We start from the raw sequence: 16,613 nt of genomic DNA on the forward strand, positions 1-16,613 counted from the left end.
CTCTTATTCGCGAAGCTTTTGGCCCAGGATGTATATTCATAGTAAACGAACTCAAAATAATGGATATACTCTTCTAGAGGAGCTGGAATTCTTATGACAAGTCAATCACAGCTGACGGCACCTGAAATCGCGAACCTCTGGATATCGTATCAAAATGATTCGATGTCGACCCATATGATTTCTTACCTTGCGAAACATACAGAGGATCGGGAAATCCGTTCCGTTCTCGAATACGCGATTCGCCTTTCCAACGAACATATAACGAAAGTTACGAAGCTTTTAAAAAAGGAGAAGTACCCCATTCCTGCCGGTTTCACCGAAAAAGATGTGAACTTTGATGCCCCAAAATTATACTCAGACCATCTCTGCCTGTATTATATGATCGATATGTCCAAATTCGCTTTACCTGCTTACGGGTTGGCTTTATCGACCACCACACGGGAAGATGTAATGGCTTTCTATTCAACGTGTTTAAATGAAACACAAGAACTTTTTAAAAGAGCGAAAAAGTTAGCCATCAAAAAAGGAATTTTTATCTTTCCCCCAAATTTACCTACCCCAAATTCCATTGACTTCATTAAGAGGCAGGATTTTTTATCGGGATGGTTTGATAGACGCCCTCTTTTAGGAATTGAGATTTCAGATCTTATTTACAATGCCAAGCGAACAGCTTTAGGAGAAGCTCTCGTGACCGGTTTTGCTCAGACCGCTAAAAAGAGCGAGGTTAAGAAGTACTTTGAGCGGGGACGAAAAATGACGAAAAAGCATTTCGAAACGTTCAGGTCTATCCTATTAGAGGAAGATTTACCACAAGGGACGAACCTTCTGACATCAGAAGTGACGCCTTCGACGATCGCTCCTTTCTCAGACAAAATGATGATGTACCATGCGACCACCTTTACCGCTTCCGGCGTCGCTCAATATGGATTCTCTGTATCATCAAGCCCAAGGCGGGACCTCGGATTAGCCTACACACGCCTAATGGCAGACACCGCGCTTTACGCAGAAGATGGTTCAAATATAATGATTGATAACGGATGGATGGAGCAGCCCCCCGGCTCAGTAGACCGCGATAAATTAGTCAAAAGCAACAAATAATCCAATCCCAATAAATACCACCTCAGGTCATCCAGAAAATGGATGACCTGAGGTGGTAACTTTTTTACATATAACCAACTAGTCTTCTTGTTTTTTGAAGTAGCCGGTGATTTTATTGGATAGGTCGTCAAAGTAGGTGTAGACGACGGGGATCAGGATAAGCGTGAAGAAGCTTGAAACGGTCAGCCCAAAGATGATCGTTACAGCAAGCGGCTGCTGTGCTTCAGCGCCTTGCCCGATGCCGAGCGCAAGCGGCAGCATGCCTAACACGGTCGTAAGCGTGGTCATCAAAATTGGTCGCAGACGGTTTGGTCCCGCTTCTAAAATCGCTTCCCTGCGATCATATGAATTTCTTCGCAATATATTAATGTAATCAACGAGCACAATCGCATTGTTGACGACAATCCCCGCGAGCATGATAATTCCGACAAACGCTGGCAGACTGAATGGCAAGCCGGTGATAAATAACCCTCCCGACACCCCTACGATCGTCGCGGGCAGCGAGAACATAATAATCAACGGGAATAGGAAATTCTCAAACTGGACCGCCATTACGGCATACACGAGAAAGATGGAAAACACGAGCGCAAGCGCCAGATCACCAAAGGCATCGCGCATGTCTTCCGCTTGTCCGCCAATCGAATATGAGTAGCCTTCCGGAAAATTCAAGCTGTCGAGCTGCGCGCGAACCGCTTCAGTCGTACTGCCGAGGTCACGGCCCACGACGTCCGCTTCCACGTTTACCTGCGGCTGCTGCCCTTCCCGCAATAAAGAAACAGGGCCTTGAACTTGCTGCAAGTCGGCAATCGTTGCCAAGGGGATAATTGCTCCGGTCGGTGTCTGTACCGACATCCCTTCTAAATCAGCAATCGTTTGGCGTTCTTCTTTTGGCAAAATCAATCGAACATCAATTTCGTTGCCGCCCTCACGATATCGGGTGGCGATTTGTCCGCTAAAGGCGAGCTGAATCTGGTTGATGACTTGCTGATCACTTAAGCCATACTGAGCCGCCTTCTGGGCATTCACATCGATTTGCATTTCTGGACGTCCTTCATCTGTAGAAGAGGTCGGTTCACTGATCCCCTCCACATCTTCCATTAAATAGACAACCTGACGAGACAACTGATCGAGCACTTCGTATTCGGGGCCATTCAGCTGGATCTGCAACGGCGCACCTGTGCCAAGTCCGGCTTCCATTTCACTGACCGCTATATCGGCCCCCGCTATACCTTGTAAAGCTTCGTTAATGTCTTCCGTGACAGCCTTTGTGGTCTGCTCGCGTTCTCCCGGATCAACAAGCTGTATCGTGTAGGAGGCAAAGTCAGAAGAACTGTTGCCCACTCCACCGCCGATGCCTCCGCCGCCAATCGTCAGATAGCTCACGTCTATGACGTCACTAAATTCCTTGAGACGATCGTCCACCTGGTTGGTAAACTCTTGAGTGGTTTCTATTCCTGTCCCCTCAGGCATGTTAACACTAACTTGCACTTGTCCTTGGTCAGAGGGCGGAATAAATTCCGTGCCGATCAACGGGATCAGCGCGACTCCAATCGCCACACTGATCACGGTCGCAAGCACCGTTGTTTTTCTATACTTCAACACTTTTCGTAACAAGCTGCGATACGCATCGTTTACCTTTTCTAAAAATCGGTCGAACCAATAGCGGCGGCCGCTTGATGCAATTGTCTTCGTTAACAGCTTCGATGACAGCATTGGTACGAGCGTAACCGATACGGCAAGCGAGGCGATCAGTGCAAACGACACCGTTAACGCTAAGGGCGTGAACAGCTCCGAGGCGATCCCTTCCACAAAAATAATCGGCAAAAATACAACGAGTGTCGTCGTTGCGGAGGCGATGACAGCGGGAGCCAGTTCAGAAGCACCCAGTTTCGAAGCTTCAGCCATCGAGTATCCACGCTGCCGATAACTATAAATGCTCTCTAAAATCACGATCGAGCTGTCGACCATCATACCAATTCCGAGCGCCAGTCCGCCCATCGTCAGAACATTGAGCGTTTCACCTGTGAAATACATCAAAGTGAACGTTGAAATAATTGCGATCGGAATCGAAATCCCGATAACGAGCGTCGCACGGATACTTTTCAAAAACAACAGCAAGATGAATACAGAGATAATCCCGCCGATGATAATATTTTTTACTACACTATTGATCGAAGTTTTGACAAATTCACTCGTGTCGAGCACGACTTCCAGTTCGACATCTTCCGGCAGCTCACTCTTCGCTTCTTCCATGGCTGCATGAATCTGATCCGCGGTTTCGACTGTATTACTATCGGTTTTTTTCAAAAATGATAACACAACGGCCGGCGTGCCATTCACCTCAGAAATCGTATTCGACGTAGCAAAATTCTCCTCGACATCAGCGATTTGATCAAGGGTGAGGCTGGCGCCATCTGGTGTTTGGATAATCGTCTCGCGCACATCCTCAATGCTTTCGTACTCCCCACTGATCCGAATTTGCAGATCCTTCTGCCCTTTTTGAATGTTGCTGGCAGAAGCGGACTGATTCGAGGAATTTAACGCTTGAATAATCGTCTGCGCATTGAGTCCGTATTGCGCCATTTGGGCGCGGTCGATCAGCACTTGAACTTCACGCGTTCGCCCGCCTTCAACTGTGACGGAGGCCACTCCTTCCTGGCGTTCAAATAAGGGAATGAGTCGATTCTCGGCCAATTTCTGCAAATTTTCCGGCGTATCGCCTGACAATCCAATCGTCATGATCGGCAGCTGCTGGGGATTGAAACGCAGCACGCTCGGCTCTCCTGCCCCCTCCGGCAGTACACTCGTTACGGAATCGACCTTCTCCCTTACTTCAAGCAACGTGCTGTCAAGATCAACTCCTGTATTAAACTGCATCATCACAAGTGATGCACCTGCTTGAGACCGTGATTGCAAGACTTCAAGCCCTTCAAGCGAGCTGACTGCAGATTCAATCGGACGACTGACCAATTTTTCAACTTCTTGCGGGGCTGCACCTTCGTAACTCGTTGATACCACAGCGATCGGCAGTTCAATATCTGGAAAAAGATCGATCGTAAGCGATCGCAGTGATACGAAACCAAGCCCGAGAATGGCAGCGACAATCATGATCACTCCGACCGGACGCTTGACGGATTCGTTTACAAGCTTCACTTACGCGTCCTCCTTCATGATCGTCACATTGGCGCCATCACTTAAGGTCAGCTGGCCGCTCGTCACGACAGGTGCCTCGATGTTGACTTCACCTGCAATCGCGGTTTGATCAGTTTGTGATTCAATGACTTCCACATCGACACGTACCGCTTTCTGGTCGACCACCTGGTAGATGTACGATTGGCCGCCCTCCTCGGCTACAGCATCAGTCGGAACAATCAACGTATCCTCGACAACCGTTTCTGGTAAAAGGAACGTCGCCATCATACCCGGTTTGATCGTTTTATCTGGGTTCTCAACGGTTGCTTCAACAGGATAAAGCCCTGTCTCATCAGGAACCGATGGAACATAGCTGATCGTAGACGTCACCGGCTCCTCTAACGTATCAATTTGAACTTGAAGCTCTTCCCCTTCAGCAAATAACCCAAGCTGTTCCGCTGTCACGGCTGCTGTGATCGTCATTGGGTTCAAACTGACAATCGTCGCGAATGGCTGCTGATTCGTGACCATATCGCCTTCACCAGCTTTCAATGACGAAATTTCTCCGCTGGCTGGAGCTGTGATCACTTCATTAGCGCCCTGCTCCTCCGCTTGATTCAGCTGTACTTGTGCTTGTTCAACTTGAAGTTCGGCTTGCTCAATGCCGATTCGAGCCTGTTCAAGCTGCTGCTGTGCCTGATCGACCTGCGCTTCAGCCTTGGCTACGGCTGAACTGCTTGACGCTCCCTTTTCACCGATCAACTGTTGATACTGAGCATATGCTTGATCAGCACGAGTTTGCGCTTGTTCGTAAAGCACTTCCGGGACGGTGCCTTCTTCAACTAACTGCTTCGTCTCATCGGCCAGGGCTTGCGCCTGTTCATATTGCTGTTTGACAGCCGCAGCAGCTTTGTTACCTTGAGTGGCTTTGGCATTGGCCGCCTTCTTAGCGATTTCTACTTGCTCTTTCGCATTCTCTACTCCGGCCTCCGCTTGTTCGTAGGCAATTTGAGCGTTTTCCAGCTGTTTCTTCGCTTGCTTCACTGCGAGCTGCTGGAGTTCAACTTGGCTGCCCCTATTGCCAGGATCAACGACGCCGACCGTCTCGCCTTCTTCAATGCGGTCTCCCTTGGCTACGTTTAATGTCACCAGTTCTCCGGGGACGCTCGAGATGACGGGAGAGGTGTCCGCGGTCGTCGCCCTCCCGACTATTTTTCTTTCCATAATGAAGTTATCTTGAATAATTTCAGTGGTTTCGACGGGTGTTGTACGGGTTTCGGCTGTTTCTTTGTCGTTGTCTGTATCGTTGCAGGCGGTAAGTGTTGTGATGGTCAGCAGGAGGAGAAGGTATGTAAGACGTTTCATAGGTTCGATTTCCTCTCTTGTGTGGTGGTCATAATTATGGATAATGTTACTAAACTGCGAACGGGATTGCAACTTGTCGAGTGGTGACAGATTGATGAATTTTGTTCAGAAAAATGGAAAAACCGCTGGATAAGGATCGTGTGTCGAGTCGATGGGAAATTTCCGCGTTTTTTAGATTATTTCCCCGGAAATAATCTATTACCCAAGAATACTAAATTATTTTATCGAATTGAGGCATAGAAAACCGCCTGGCTCATGTAGAGCCAGGCGGTTATGTACCTTATTGCATCGTGTTGCCGAGTTGGGCAATGATGAGGTCAAGCTTTTTCACTTGTGCAAGCTGCTCATGATCCGGGAATTTCTCATCAAAGTGATGGAAAATCGGCATGAGGGCTTCGTCATCGAGCAACTGCTTGTACGTTTGATACGTATGTTGATACTGCTTAATGTAGCGTTTCATCTTTTTCTCAAAACCTGCTAAATGATAGGTAGATGAGAAGTCAAAGGCTTTCGCGATGTCGCTGTCATAGGAAGGGAATTCCGGGTTGATCGCGTGCAGCATGGCTGCGGCGAGTGGGAATTGCATCGTTGGATTGCCTTTATGGTTCTTAATCTCGTACAGGCGTTTCGTTATGTGCACGATATTCGGGCGTTCTTGTTCGCGCTGTTCTTCCATGATCTTAAAGTATTCGGATTCGAATTCTTTCGTGAGGCTGGGGTTGTCCAGCTTGAAGAAATGGCGAAAGACGAATTGATAAATCGTGTCGTCCGGAACGTACGTGTCGGCGAACTCCTGGCTGAGATAATCGTAAACATCGACTTTTTCTCTAGGAATGTTGTTTACGACTGCTTCTTGATCATCTAATAAAAATTGCTTGATGTCTGCGGCTGTTCTGTATTTCATCGATTTTCACCTCTCCTTTTCCTATTCCACACATACTCCTTTGGGAAACTTCTGATTTGAAAAATTACGCCGTAGAATGAGGGGGATTTATTTGTCTATAGAAGGTCGAGCATCCTCTAGTAGTTTCTATTTTACCGAAGTGAGGAGGTGTTGCCAAGTTCGCGGACAAATCGTAAACGTATTGTAAAAGTTGAAGGGTTGAAAGTTCGATAGAGAGGACGATATAAGCAAGGAAAGGAGTGTGATGTGATGGATATTGCAGCGGCTTCAATCGTGATGAGTCAGGCGCACGTGAGACAGCAGGCAAGTCTTGCTGTTATGGATAAGGCGATCAAAACATCGCAAAGTGATGCTAATCAAATGATCCAGATGCTGCAGCAGTCACCACCTGCTGTTCCCCATCCTACTCACGGGAATCAAATTGATGTGAAGGGGTAAAGAGGAATAGGCAGTAAATTCCTTTGCTGAACTCAGGGAGGAAATTGCTGCCTGGACCTCACCAAACCAGGGAGTGTGATTAAAGTGGCAAAGCGTTTAGTTGTGACCGGATTCGGCTGTTTCTTTGCTGGAATTTCCTTGTTGCTGCTGGACTTTTGGACTGAATTCGCCCCTATATTAACCCTCGGAGGCATCAGTCTCGTCGTCATAGCTGTCTTTTTACAAAAAGGCGAAAAAAATAGCCGCTCTTAAGAAGCGGCTGTAGTGAATGGATTATTCGTTGTTCTGGTTTTCTCCATTTTCCATCGTGTCTTCGTTCGATCCGTCTTGGTTTCCATCATCGGTGTCTGTACCGCCATTATCGTTATTGCCTTCTTCTGTACCACCATTATCATTGTTGTTACCTTCATCATTCTGCTGCTGTTCTTCACCCATATCGTCTTCCTCAGGGGGCGTCCCTTCTTCCGTAGCATTATTGCCGTTCTCTTCTGTTTCTTCTTCTGCTGGCTGTTCTTCTTCAGAGGCACAAGCTCCAAGAACTGAGATGGCTAGAAAAGCAATGAGTAGTTTTAGGGCAATATTCTTCATATTCATTTCCTCCTTTGGTTTCGTTTACGACTTCTAGTTTGCCCGAGGCATTTGGCAGTTATACCAAATCCTAGCAACATAGCAGTATGTAGTATCTTCCCATCATATAGAAGCCGCCAGGGCGATAAAGCTCCTGACGGCTTGGTGTCAAAATTTTTCTGACTTCAGTTAAGACGGTTTAATCTGTTCCAGCACTTCTTGCAATTGTTGAATGCTTACCTTGACCATATCCTCATACAAACCTAAGATTAATTGTCCATATCGATCACCGGGAACGGCCCATTTTCCATTTAAACCGACCCAGTCTGGGGCACTGCCGCGGGTGACAAGGTCAAAACGCGGGTCAACTAGAGGGTAGCCGTCTGGCAATGGTTTGGTGGAGGCATAGGCATACAAGTGCTGCAAATGCGCCAGCACTCCTTCTTTTGGTGTATCAAAACTTGCCCCTGAATTATCAGGGCCTGTGGCACCGATTCCGGCGTAGTTATTCTGTCCTTCATTAACCACCCCTGTGAAACGGAAATAGTCTGTTTCATGAAGGGCTTGCGCGAAAGCCACATCCCCTCTTATTCCATAGACTTTGCTCAAAGTTTGATAGTAATGTCCTAATAATGGAGCATCAGGATTTACACTTCGAGCGAAACGATCCATTTGCTGTGAGGATAACATTCCGGGGCCTAAAATGCTGTAGCCCGAAACTTCCTCCTCACTGTCATCATTGCCTCCGCTGCCGTCGTTACCTTCTACATCAATATAAGCATCTGAGATTCCAGCTTCTTTTACTTTGGCCAGCCGTTGTTCAGCATTAATTCGGCTTGAAAATGCACCCGCCTGAACACGATACCAGATCTGATCAGAGATCGTTACCTGATCAACAAAAGATGGAATTCCCTTGGAATCGAGATAATCGACGCGATCCTGTGCATTTTCACGTTCTTGGAAAGAACCTGCAATGATTCTATACAACGTCTTTGGGGTTACTTTTTCAAGATTAAAGACACGGGCAAGACCATTCACATGGCCGCGAGCCACCTTTTGACGATAAGCAGAGCTTTTCAATTTTGCAGCATCGGTTGGATTGTCAATAAAGCCATTCTCCGTTAACAGTGCCGGCATAGCTGATTCACGTAAAACGTGAAAGTTGGCTTTCTTCTGACCTCGGTCTGGCAATTCGTTGACGGCCGTAATCTCCTCGTGCATAATGTCCTGATATTGAGCGGTTTGGGACGAATCTGACAATCCGATATAAATATAATCCTCATACCCTCTGGCAGAACCATTAAAGGCATTAACGTGGATCGACAAATAGTAATCGGCATTCCATGCGTTCGCTTCATTTGTCCGCTGATCCAGGCTCTTCGTGATGTCCGATGTTCGGCTCATCTTTAAATCAACATTACGGTATTCACTGTTTAATATACTGCGAATCTTCAAGGCAATATCGAGTGTAAGATTTTTTTCCATTAACCCGCTTCCAGTGGCACCTGAATCACTTCCGCCATGTCCCGGATCTAAATATAACTTCAAGGTTTCATCTCCTCCTTTTATTTTTTTAAAAAAATGATAACGGATCTTTCAGCTGCGATCCGTTATCCATGATAAAGATATTTGTCCAACACCTCCATCCCCTTTGCGACATAGAGTTCGAGAGTACGGGGTTTTTATCTAGGCGTCGTCACTAGAATCTACTGCTTTCTCGGCATCTACATAACCTGCACCTTGAACATATTCTGGTAATCCTCTATCGATTGCTGTATCAAGCAGCCGCTGTTTTACCTGATCTGGTGTTTCTTCTGCATGAGCTTGAAGGATCAAGGCAACAATCCCTGCACAAATCGGGGTCGCCATCGATGTTCCTGATAACGAAAAATATTCGTCATCCACACGACTCGACTTCGACGTTTTATCTAAAAACGAACCAGGTGCTCGTAACGAAACAATGTTAACACCTGGGGCCAGGACATCTGGCTTCGATACTTCCCCGCATGCCGGACCACGGCTTGAGAAAGGAGCAATATCTTCATCAGTACGATTGATCGTATTCTGATCGTCCATGGCTCCCACCGTGATCACCTTCGAACTGATCCCTGGAGTTCCGACCGTTCGTTGGTCAGGTCCGGAGTTCCCTGCAGCTACACAAACAACAATGCCGCTTTCCCATGCTTTATCAACAATTTGAACAAGAGGGTCATTACAGTCTGATTCATCTGCTGCAGCCCCTAGGGAAAGCGAAATGATATCAATTTTATGCTCCTCTTTGTTGTCGATACACCATTGTACACCAGAAACAATTGTAGAGAGTGAGCCAGACCCCATTTGGTTCAGCACCTTCACTCCTACAATCCCCGCTTCAGGGGCAGTTCCACGGTATCTTAAATCTGAAGAAAAACCGTTACCTGCCGCGTCCCCGGCACAATGGGTTCCATGTCCATTATCATCATAAGGTTCGAGTTTGTTGTTTACAAAATCTTTAAAGGCTACAATTCGGTTCGTCGGCTGTGTTAAATCCTCGTGGGGATAAACGCCTGTATCCACAATTGCAATGTTGACGCCTTTCCCGGTAATGCCTTTTTGGTTCAGCTGTTGCGCATGAACCGACGGGGAGGCTACATCCAGTAAAGCCTTCACTTCGCGGTCATAGTAAATTTTCTTAATTTGACAGTCATTGTTCATCAGTTTCTCGATCGTCTTTGCGGTCAATTCGGCTGAACAACTGGATGTGCTCGGAAACTCCTGCATAATCTTGGATTTCCCATCCAGTTCAACTACATCATGAACCTTGTTTAACGCTGAATACATGTGTTCGAATTCAATAATAACAGGAAGTTTCTTCGATTTTTTTAGTCTATTTTCTATAAATCGGTGTAGAAAACAAGGAGTACGACGTAAAGGTTTATACAGATGGATTAATTGGTGGCGCAATTCTTTGTCGAATTTGTCGCTATGCTCGCGCGCTAGTTGAATCATAGAGAATCCTAACATTCTATCACCTCCTTTTATCGTCATGCTGTATTCTATGAAAAAGTTAAGAAGAAATGGCGGTATTTGTAGGGTTATGAGTGAAAAAAGGCGCTTGTCTGATAGAAAATTCTATGGATTTGGAGGTTTTTACTGAAAAAGAGTATACGCCGCTGCATGGCTGGCGATGGATCGCAGGGTAAAACGTGGAGTTATAGGGGGAATTTATTGTGCGTTGCGTCGCTGTCCAAGTGAAAACTTCATCCTGGCGTTAAGGCAGTATCCAATCGAGTTAGGGCGTTATCCCTCCTCGATAGGTCGCTATCCCTCGGCGTTAGGACGCTATCCCCTCTCGATAAGTCGCTATCCCTCAGCGTTAGGACGCTATCCTCTCATGGTTAGCCGCTATTCCCCGCGTAGAGCGCACACCCCCTCACGCTAAATCGCTATCCCTCAGTGTTAGGACGCTATCCCCTCTCGATAAGTCGCTATCCCTCAGCGTTAGGACACTATCTCTTCTCGATAAGCCACACCCCTCTCAACCATTCAAGGACCAATAAAAAAACCGCCCCAGCAGGACGGTTTCTCATTTATTATTTAAGAGCAAACATGATTTCCGCTTCACAAGCGGTTTCGCCGTCTACGGTAGCGAGAGCTTTCCCTTTGCCCATCGGTCCTTTGAGGCGAACGATTTCAACTTCCAATTTAAGACGATCTCCTGGTTTGACTTGACGCTTGAAGCGGCATTTGTCGATTCCAGTGAAAAAGGCGAGTTTGCCTTGATTGTCTTCTTTTTTCAACATCGCGACAGCCCCCATCTGTGCAAGGGCTTCGGTAATAAGCACACCAGGCATGACAGGGTAATCGGGAAAATGGCCCTGGAAGAAAGGCTCGTTGACGGTGACGTTTTTATAACCGACGGCGCGCTTGCCTTCCTCTATTTCTTCCACCTGATCAATCAGCAAAAATGGATAGCGGTGCGGGATGATTTCTTTAATCGCTTGAATATCTAACATAGGAATACTCCTTTCAGTACAAACTATACCTATTATAATAGTATCCACCACTTTCGACAAAACTTTCTTGAGGGTGAAAGGAGGAATCCCCATGCTTTGGACGATTATTATCATTTTACTGGCTTTTTGGCTGATTGGTGTGATCATTGATATCGCTGGCGGGTTAATTCATTTGCTGTTGATTGCGGCGATTATTTTTCTCGTTGTTCGCTTGTTCCGCAGAAGCGGCCGGCCGCGCGATTAAGATCGCTGGTACTATGGATCAAGTAATGATAGCTCGTGTTTTGCTCATGAAGTTAATTGCACATTTGCCGTCCACACAACCTCCCCAAGGCTAAGAAGTCAGCTGGCGGTTGCTGGTAAACCGTTGCCCCGCTCCTCCGTCTTCCTGATATCGGCCAATTTCTTTCACACGGATGCTCGGAGTCAGCCAGAACGTGTACCAAGATCCTTCTTTAATGATCGGGTCAAAGTCGAACAGGTCGAAGCGGCACGTTTCGGCTAGATCATTGAGTTCATCTGTATTCGGCAGGGCGAATAAGTTCGAATGGGCGACGAAAAAGCTGTTAAACGCTGAAGAGAACTCTTCCCCATGCTGTGTTTCATTTACTGGTGTGACTACTGAGATCAAACCGTCTTTATTGAGGTAACTGTACAAATGATTCAGCAGCTGCTCACGTACGTTTGGTTGAATATAGTGAAATACATTGTGCAGCAAAATCACGTCAACACCATCTTCTTGCGGGGTCCAGTCCATCACATCCGCTACTTCAAAGCTGAGATTCGGATAGCCCTCTGCTAACTCGCGGGCACGCTCCACGACGTCTTGATTGAGATCAACACCGATCATTTGAACGTTTGGGTATGTCTCGGCTAGTTTTCGCAAATACCCCCCATGGCCGCAGCCCAGATCAACGATCGTGTCTAGCTCCCTGTCGTGTATCATCTTTTTTATTTTATTAATCGAAAAGTTCTCGAGCAGTGCTGATGTTTCGGCCACTACTTCACCGTGGCGTTCATGGTCGAAGTAGGCGCGTTGATTGGTTCTCATGTAATCCGGATAGTTGAGGAGTGTCGGCATGTGGAGTTCCATGACTTCCTTCAACAGGGCTTTCACACCGGTGGAGGCGTTGTCGCCCATCAGTGAGGCACAGCGTTTCTTGGAGGTTCGGAAGCGATGGTTGGGGCGTTTCTTCAAATGTTTCACGGCAACTCCGACGCGGACCCAGGATGAGAGCAGGTCATATGGATAGCCGGTCTCATCGCTAACGTCGGCGATAGTTTTCGCTTTGGCGAAATCGTCAAACAGGCCGAGTTCTGCCCCTACATAGGCATGCCACCCTGGTAAAAATGACTCGTTTTTCTTCATCCATTTTCTCGCTTGCATCGCGGTAACCCATTCGTTCATCATGTCACACCTTCCCTTTCTGTGATGTTCTCCACGGGTAATCCTCCGCTTCACTGAACAGAAATTGCTGTTGCTTGCGATCGCTCACCTTTTTCCTGCGGGCGGGAAGGATACTCCCTTGGATCGCCCGGTCAACCAACGTAAACGGCCATTTTCCGAGACCTGATATGTTTAACATTTGCTTGACGTGAAGTTCGTCATCGTCATACATCCGCTGCATCGCACGCATGCGAATGCTGCGCCACCACTCATACGGGACCGAGTATACGAATGCCGACAGATGACTGAGGTTTAACAAAAATTCCACTCGCGGCTTGCGGACATCTTCATAATAGTGCAGATGCTTATGGAATGGTTCTCCTTGCTCCTTGCACCAGGCGAGCAATTCGCCGAGCACATCAGCGTCCTGAATGGCGAGATTCATCCCTTCCCCGGCCATCGGATGTACCGTATGAGCCGCATCGCCGATTAAGGCCAGATTGCCTCTGTAATAGGAGTCCACGTGGTACGTAAACGGGATCATCAGCTGCACAGCCTTCCAATCCTGAATGGCTCGTACACCTTCTGATAACTCCGGCTCTAATTCACTGTATGCCTGGTAGAGATAGGACAGACCTCGCTCTTTGAATTGCTTGAACGTGCCTGCTTTAATGAGGTAAACCGTTCGTACTTGCTGATCAGGAAGCGGGAAAAGTCCGAGAAATTGGTCCGCAGTCGTAATCATTTTTCCTTTTGTAAAATCGCAGGGGCGCGGGATGGTCACTGTGAGAAAATGATGGTTGTAGTCACGTCGCTTCACACGCACATTCATTTCCTCACGAGTAGGAGAACTGCGACCCTCTGCCCCGATATACACATCCGCTTCGATATATTGAATTGATTTCTTTTGTCTCACTTTAGCCATGCCATTTTCAAACCCGAGAAACCGCGTGCCAGCTAAGTAGTGGAAATGCTCAGCATAAGCTGTACCTTTTTCCCGCAAAATATCCTTTGTCGTTTCATGAGGTACCATGAGCGAATGATCATACTTGCTGGCCACCCGGCTATAATTGAGCTCTGTTAATTGAATCTCACGAGGGCGGGCATGCGCTTGCCGCTCCACTTCAAGAAACCGCAGTTGATCGATCACATGACCGCTCGCCTCCGTTTCCGCCAGCACATCAAGCCGATCTAAGATCGCAAGCGTCTTCGGCTGCAGCAGCTCCCCTTTATAAGCCGACGATTTTTTCGCAAGCTGCTCGACCACCGTGACATGAACGCCCCGACTCGCCAATTTGACAGCCAGAGCCAGTCCGCCTACTCCACCGCCAGCAATGAATACGTCTGTCTTCACAAATCGCACCCTCCCTGAATCCTTCTATAACAAATTCATTCCACAAATTGGTCAAAAGAAAACCTTTCTGCAGCCGGCTGAACTCTGCCCGTTTGCGTTAGAGGACAATCATTCCTTGTTAGGAACAATGCTCTCGAGCACGGGAACAATCATTGTTCGTTGCAGGACAATCACGCTGAGAACAGGAACAATCGCCGACCGTTAGGAAACAATCTTGCAGCAATCAATAACAATCGGCAACCGCTATAGGCCATCCTACCGCAGCCGAACCCAATCATCTGAAATTCTTCTAAGAATAACCATCAAACCTTGGCAAATAATAACGAAGAAGAAAAAATCGCGAAGGAGGCCATACGAATGAACAAACTAATCGTTAACATCGCCCTTATCCTTTTGTTAGCAAGCGTCAGCCTCGGGATCGGTTCAACGGCACACGCTGAATCGTCCAAAGAACAGGCCTTAAACGCTGTTGAGCAATTTCTCAATGCTCAGAAAAATTGTGATGCTGAGGAAATGATGAAAACATCTGAACACTCTCAAAAGATCAGTAATGTTAAAGAATTTTATACTGGATTTTGTAAAGCCCACCCACTGGAGCATGCAGAAATTACTGACTTGAACATGGTGAATGATACGACAGCCATTGTCTCGACTCACTCCACCTATGAAGACTTAATCGCAGTCGGAACAAACCCTGTCATCAAAATAGAGGGACAGTGGAAAATCATTAGAGGTGTGTACGGTCCAGGATACGTCGAATTCCCTGACAAATCGAACCGCAGAGTAACCGAAGATAAAGTCAGGCAGGCCATTGAAGATTTTTCAAAAGCCGTCAACTCTGGCGATGTCAAATCCATGAAAAAATATTTGAAGCCTTTATCTCAATCAGACAAAGCCCAACTCGATAAACATCTCAGGGCTATTTCCGAAGGACCTGTCCCAGAAGTAACAGCACTCGGCGTCAGAAAGATTTCTGATTCAGCAGCCATGGCTCAAATTGAAAAGAAATACGAACATTTCCGCTCCACGAGCAACGTCCTCATTTGTAAGGAGGATGGACAGTGGAAGGTTGTCTTTGGCGGTCATCTTCAAAACGCCATGATTCCTACAAGTGACGAAGTTGTTGAAGTGAAATAGAGATCTTTATAGAGAGACCAAAAAAACGCACGAGCTAGAAAGCTCGTGCGTTCTATTTACAGCAGTCTCATCATAAAATAATGAGGACAACCATCTATTCCTTTTTCATAACAAGATTCCAAATCCGCTCCCACGTTGACCAATCCAGCGCATCGAGCGGATTTCCATCACCGATGACACCATAGCCGACGACAAGTCCGATCAGCAGGGCTAGAACACTAAGGACAAGCACAATCACAAGGCGCAGCCATATCGGCAAAATCCGGCGGCGTGTCTTCCTTGATGTCTTTTTCTTTCCTTCTTTGTGCTGTTTGCGCAATGGTTTCTTCTCTTGTTGTTTTGCTTCTTTTGTCGCCATAGTTGTCTAGCTCCTTACCTTATGACCTGAGCTGGCTGATGAGTCCCATCATTTGATCGCTCGTGGAAATTGAGCGTGCATTGAATTGATAGGCACGCTGGGCCATCAGCATGTCTGTCATTTGTTTTGAAATATCTACGTTAGAAGTTTCGAGAGTACCGCTTTGTAATTGACCGTCCACGTTCTCGATAATCGCTTCACCTGCAAGGACGCCATCTGCAGGGAGAGAGAAGCGATTGTTTCCTGCTGATTCAAGCACACGAGGACGGATAGCTTCTACGATCCCAAGCTGAGCTTCTACGGCTGTATTGCCATTTCGAGTCACGAGAATCGCACCATCTTCGCGGATTTCCATACCTTCCATATTGTCAGCCAGCTGAATCGGTTGTCCATCTTCACCTAAAACAGGCAGTCCATCAGCGTTAGCCAGGAGAACTTGTCCATTGCCTGCTGCGCTGAGGTAAAAGTTCCCAGATCGTGTGTACTGTGTTTCAAATCCGTTTTCTGTCGCTACTTGCAATTGAAACAGATGATTGTCTTCAAGTAAAGCGACATCCAATGCACGATCGGTTTTTTTCAAATTCCCCTGACTCAAATCGATATTCGTATGGGCAACCCTTGCACCTGATCCAACACGAATCCCGTCAGGCGTCAGCCTGTTTTGCGCTCCTGTCTCATCAGCCGCCTCTTCCTGCCCCTCAGTCACGAGATTATCGATTTGCTGAAACAATAACGAAGAGAAATCAGCTTGTCTGCTTTTATAACCCGGCGTGTTCGTGTTGGCCAGATTATGGCCGATAATATCAAGTTTATGTTGAATTTGCCCCATCGTTACGGAGGCCTGCATCATCGTTCGATTCATCAAGGCATTATTCTCC

General features: G+C 47.0%; 16 protein-coding genes. 5 read left to right on the forward strand and 11 right to left on the reverse strand.

What is annotated here, in order from left to right; all coding sequences use genetic code 11:
* Positions 1-93 precede the first annotated feature (93 nt).
* Positions 94-1,098 (forward strand): DUF3231 family protein, encoded by a 1,005-nt coding sequence (locus G6R08_RS07450; protein ID WP_163527405.1) that lies wholly within the window; start codon positions 94-96, stop codon positions 1,096-1,098.
* Positions 1,099-1,176: 78 nt separating this feature from the next.
* Here G6R08_RS07450 and G6R08_RS07455 read toward each other — a convergent pair whose 3' ends face one another.
* From G6R08_RS07455 to G6R08_RS07465, 3 genes are all read right to left on the reverse strand, one after another.
* Positions 1,177-4,251, reverse strand: coding sequence for an efflux RND transporter permease subunit (locus G6R08_RS07455; RefSeq protein ID WP_163527406.1), 3,075 nt, complete (start codon positions 4,249-4,251; stop codon positions 1,177-1,179).
* Positions 4,252-5,595, reverse strand: a complete 1,344-nt coding sequence (locus G6R08_RS07460; protein ID WP_163527407.1) for an efflux RND transporter periplasmic adaptor subunit — start codon at positions 5,593-5,595, stop codon at positions 4,252-4,254.
* Between the two features lie 280 nt (positions 5,596-5,875).
* Positions 5,876-6,499, reverse strand: a complete 624-nt coding sequence (locus tag G6R08_RS07465) for a hypothetical protein (protein ID WP_163527408.1) — start codon at positions 6,497-6,499, stop codon at positions 5,876-5,878.
* A 249-nt stretch (positions 6,500-6,748) separates the two neighbouring features.
* Here G6R08_RS07465 and G6R08_RS07470 point away from each other — a divergent pair, with 249 nt between their 5' ends.
* Together G6R08_RS07470 and G6R08_RS07475 are read left to right on the forward strand one after the other, a co-directional pair.
* Complete coding sequence (locus tag G6R08_RS07470) at positions 6,749-6,937, forward strand: YjfB family protein (RefSeq protein WP_163527409.1); 189 nt, start codon at positions 6,749-6,751, stop codon at positions 6,935-6,937.
* Positions 6,938-7,021: 84 nt separating this feature from the next.
* Positions 7,022-7,189 (forward strand): hypothetical protein, encoded by a 168-nt coding sequence (locus G6R08_RS07475; protein WP_163527410.1) that lies wholly within the window; start codon positions 7,022-7,024, stop codon positions 7,187-7,189.
* A 21-nt stretch (positions 7,190-7,210) separates the two neighbouring features.
* Here the strand turns inward: G6R08_RS07475 and G6R08_RS07480 are convergent, their stop codons facing one another.
* From G6R08_RS07480 to fabZ, 4 genes are all read right to left on the reverse strand, one after another.
* On the reverse strand, positions 7,211-7,525 hold the full coding sequence (locus G6R08_RS07480) for a hypothetical protein (protein WP_163527411.1): 315 nt from the start codon (positions 7,523-7,525) through the stop codon (positions 7,211-7,213).
* A gap of 168 nt (positions 7,526-7,693) precedes the next feature.
* On the reverse strand, positions 7,694-9,052 hold the full coding sequence (locus G6R08_RS07485) for an N-acetylmuramoyl-L-alanine amidase (protein ID WP_163527412.1): 1,359 nt from the start codon (positions 9,050-9,052) through the stop codon (positions 7,694-7,696).
* A gap of 138 nt (positions 9,053-9,190) precedes the next feature.
* Positions 9,191-10,507 (reverse strand): S8 family peptidase, encoded by a 1,317-nt coding sequence (locus G6R08_RS07490; RefSeq protein WP_163527413.1) that lies wholly within the window; start codon positions 10,505-10,507, stop codon positions 9,191-9,193.
* 569 nt (positions 10,508-11,076) lie between these two features.
* Entirely contained in the window at positions 11,077-11,499 is a 423-nt protein-coding gene (fabZ, locus tag G6R08_RS07495) for a 3-hydroxyacyl-ACP dehydratase FabZ (RefSeq protein WP_163527414.1), read from the reverse strand.
* A gap of 91 nt (positions 11,500-11,590) precedes the next feature.
* Between fabZ and G6R08_RS07500 the strand changes: the two genes are divergently transcribed.
* Positions 11,591-11,743, forward strand: coding sequence for a lmo0937 family membrane protein (locus G6R08_RS07500; RefSeq protein WP_163527415.1), 153 nt, complete (start codon positions 11,591-11,593; stop codon positions 11,741-11,743).
* Between the two features lie 90 nt (positions 11,744-11,833).
* On the opposite strand, the gene G6R08_RS07505 is transcribed toward G6R08_RS07500, so the two are convergent.
* Both G6R08_RS07505 and G6R08_RS07510 read right to left on the reverse strand, forming a co-directional pair.
* Complete coding sequence (locus G6R08_RS07505; protein WP_240339664.1) at positions 11,834-12,910, reverse strand: class I SAM-dependent methyltransferase; 1,077 nt, start codon at positions 12,908-12,910, stop codon at positions 11,834-11,836.
* 1 nt (position 12,911) lies between these two features.
* Positions 12,912-14,240, reverse strand: a complete 1,329-nt coding sequence (locus G6R08_RS07510) for an FAD-dependent oxidoreductase (protein WP_163527416.1) — start codon at positions 14,238-14,240, stop codon at positions 12,912-12,914.
* A 357-nt stretch (positions 14,241-14,597) separates the two neighbouring features.
* Here G6R08_RS07510 and G6R08_RS07515 point away from each other — a divergent pair, with 357 nt between their 5' ends.
* Positions 14,598-15,377, forward strand: coding sequence for a DUF4878 domain-containing protein (locus G6R08_RS07515; protein ID WP_163527417.1), 780 nt, complete (start codon positions 14,598-14,600; stop codon positions 15,375-15,377).
* A gap of 94 nt (positions 15,378-15,471) precedes the next feature.
* Here G6R08_RS07515 and G6R08_RS07520 read toward each other — a convergent pair whose 3' ends face one another.
* Both G6R08_RS07520 and G6R08_RS07525 read right to left on the reverse strand, forming a co-directional pair.
* Positions 15,472-15,735, reverse strand: coding sequence for a DNA-directed RNA polymerase subunit beta (locus G6R08_RS07520; protein WP_163527418.1), 264 nt, complete (start codon positions 15,733-15,735; stop codon positions 15,472-15,474).
* A gap of 19 nt (positions 15,736-15,754) precedes the next feature.
* Positions 15,755-16,597, reverse strand: coding sequence for a flagellar hook-basal body protein (locus tag G6R08_RS07525; protein ID WP_163531189.1), 843 nt, complete (start codon positions 16,595-16,597; stop codon positions 15,755-15,757).
* Positions 16,598-16,613 lie beyond the last annotated feature (16 nt).

Origin of the sequence: Halobacillus ihumii (genome assembly GCF_902726645.1) — a bacterium.
Classification (GTDB): Bacteria; Bacillota; Bacilli; order Bacillales; family Halobacillaceae; genus Halobacillus_A; species Halobacillus_A ihumii.

Coding starts and splice junctions, on each gene's coding strand:
- G6R08_RS07450 (WP_163527405.1), top strand. CDS start 94: ATGACAAGTCAATCACAGCTGACGGCACCTGAAATCGCGAACCTCTGG.
- G6R08_RS07460 (WP_163527407.1), bottom strand. CDS start 5,595: ATGAAACGTCTTACATACCTTCTCCTCCTGCTGACCATCACAACACTT.
- G6R08_RS07465 (WP_163527408.1), bottom strand. CDS start 6,499: ATGAAATACAGAACAGCCGCAGACATCAAGCAATTTTTATTAGATGAT.
- G6R08_RS07470 (WP_163527409.1), top strand. CDS start 6,749: ATGGATATTGCAGCGGCTTCAATCGTGATGAGTCAGGCGCACGTGAGA.
- G6R08_RS07480 (WP_163527411.1), bottom strand. CDS start 7,525: ATGAAGAATATTGCCCTAAAACTACTCATTGCTTTTCTAGCCATCTCA.
- G6R08_RS07490 (WP_163527413.1), bottom strand. CDS start 10,507: ATGTTAGGATTCTCTATGATTCAACTAGCGCGCGAGCATAGCGACAAA.
- fabZ (WP_163527414.1), bottom strand. CDS start 11,499: ATGTTAGATATTCAAGCGATTAAAGAAATCATCCCGCACCGCTATCCA.
- G6R08_RS07500 (WP_163527415.1), top strand. CDS start 11,591: ATGCTTTGGACGATTATTATCATTTTACTGGCTTTTTGGCTGATTGGT.
- G6R08_RS07505 (WP_240339664.1), bottom strand. CDS start 12,910: ATGATGAACGAATGGGTTACCGCGATGCAAGCGAGAAAATGGATGAAG.
- G6R08_RS07515 (WP_163527417.1), top strand. CDS start 14,598: ATGAACAAACTAATCGTTAACATCGCCCTTATCCTTTTGTTAGCAAGC.
- G6R08_RS07520 (WP_163527418.1), bottom strand. CDS start 15,735: ATGGCGACAAAAGAAGCAAAACAACAAGAGAAGAAACCATTGCGCAAA.
- G6R08_RS07525 (WP_163531189.1), bottom strand. CDS start 16,597: ATGAATCGAACGATGATGCAGGCCTCCGTAACGATGGGGCAAATTCAA.